At 71.4% G+C, this 1,911-nt stretch carries 2 protein-coding genes; both read left to right on the top strand.

Annotated elements, in window-relative coordinates:
* A partial coding sequence (locus SACSA_RS22040; protein ID WP_198009004.1) for a helix-turn-helix transcriptional regulator occupies positions 1-389 on the top strand: 389 nt, incomplete at its 5' end.
* 84 nt (positions 390-473) lie between these two features.
* Positions 474-1,911, top strand: a 1,438-nt coding sequence (locus tag SACSA_RS22035; protein WP_019814887.1) for a DHA2 family efflux MFS transporter permease subunit, incomplete at its 3' end; no start/stop codon positions are given.

Genomic DNA, 1,911 nt, shown 5'->3' with positions numbered 1-1,911 from the left:
TCGCGGCCGCCACCGCCCGTTCCGGTGACCGGGCGGAGGCGGTCCGCGTGCTGGAGCGGGCCCACGAACTCGGCGCGCGCTGCGGTGCCGACCGGGAGACCGCGCGGGTACAGCGCAGGCTGCGCACGCTCGGGGCGCGCGGGCGGAGCACCCCCGCGACCGGTGCCGCGACCGGCTGGGCAAGCCTGACCGAGTCGGAACTGCGTGTCTCCCGGCTGGTCGCGGAAGGACTGACCAACCGGGCGACCGCCCGCAGGTTGTTCCTCTCCCCGCATACCGTGGACACCCATCTCCGCCACATCTTCGCCAAGCTGGGTGTCTCCAGCCGGGTCGAGCTCGTCCGGCTGGCGCTGCGCCACGAGGGCGGCGGCAATCACGAGAAGACGTGATGCCCTCCGACGCTTCATCCGGCACAGACTGGCCCCGTGCGCACGCGGTGTGCGTTCGCCAGGACGAACACAGAAGGATGGAGCATGACCCGCGACGTTCAACCGCTGTCCGAGCGACGGGACCTGCCGCGGGTGCGCAGCCCCTGGCTGCCCTTCACCCTGCTGGCACTCATCGAGTTCATGACCGTGCTCGACGCGTCGATCGTCAACGTCGCGCTGCCGTCGATCGAGACCGAGTTCGGGTTCTCCCCCCAGGCGCTGGCCTGGGTGGTCGACGCCTACCTCCTCGCCTACGCCGGCTTTCTGCTGCTCGGTGGTCGCGCCGCCGACGTGGTCGGCCGCCGCCGGATGTACTTCGCGGGCGTGGTGTTGTTCACCGCCAGCTCGCTGGCCTGTGGTGCCTCGCAGGACGCGACGCAGCTGCTTGTCGGGCGCGCTTTCCAGGGGCTGGGGGCCGCGCTCGTGGCCCCGGCCGCGTTGGCGCTGATCGGCGACATCTTCGCCGTCGAGAAGGACCGTAACCGAGCACTCGGCATCTGGGGCAGCATGGCCGGGGTCGGCGGTGCGGCGGGCGTGGTCCTCGGTGGCCTGCTCACCACGGCGGACTGGCGCTGGACGTTCTTGATCAATGTCCCGATCGGGATCGCGGTGCTCGTGGCGAGCGTCGCGCTGCTGCCGAAGGTCGACAGCACCACCACGAGCAGGCTCGATCTGTTCGGCGCGTTGCTCGGCACCGGCGGGCTGTGCGTGCTCCTGCTCGCCGTCACCCGCGGCCAGGAGGTCGGCTGGCTGTCGGGGCAGAGCCTCGCCTCGTTCGCCGTCGCCGCTGTGTTGCTCGGGGCGTTCGTGGCCCGGCAGCTCACCGCCACGGATCCACTGCTGCCCACGCACCTGTTCCGCCGCCCCTCGCTCGCCCTCGGTAATGTCGTCATCGCACTCGTGGGTGTGCTGCTGTTCGCGACCTTCTTCGTGGTCACGCTCTACATGCAGCGCGTGCGTGGCTTCAGCCCGCTGACCACCGGCCTGCTGTACGTGCCTATCAACGCCTCGATGTGGCTTGGTTCATGGCTGGCGCCGAGGGTCGTCGCGGCCCTTTCGCCGAGCGGCTCGTTGGCGGCCGGGTTGTTCCTCCAGGCCGCTGGGCTGGCGTGGTGGACGAGTGTGTTGTCGGTGGGCGGGAACTTCGTAGTCGTGTTCCTTCTGCCCGCGATGCTGTGGTCCTTCGGGCTGGGGGCGTCGATCGTCTCGGCGTTCGTGGTCTGCACCAGCGCCGTCGACGCGGAGGCGCGCGGCGCGGCCTCGGGCCTGGCCACCACGACGTACCAGTCCGGCGGTGCCATCGGCCTCGCCGTGCTGGTCACGATCGCCGATAGCCGCACCGGCGAGGTGCTCGCCCGCCCCGAAGGGGAGCGTCCGTCCGACGCGGCCGCGCTGGTCGCTGGATACAGCGCGAGCCTGCTCGCGGGGGCCGTCGTCGCGGCCGTCGGCGTCGTGCTCGCCCTCGTCGCCCGGCGGCTCACAC

Source organism: Saccharomonospora saliphila YIM 90502 (genome assembly GCF_000383795.1).
Lineage (GTDB): Bacteria > Actinomycetota > Actinomycetes > Mycobacteriales > Pseudonocardiaceae > Saccharomonospora > Saccharomonospora saliphila.
The sequence above is the reverse complement of the archived record's forward strand: the minus strand, read 5'-3'. Positions and strand labels throughout refer to the sequence as shown.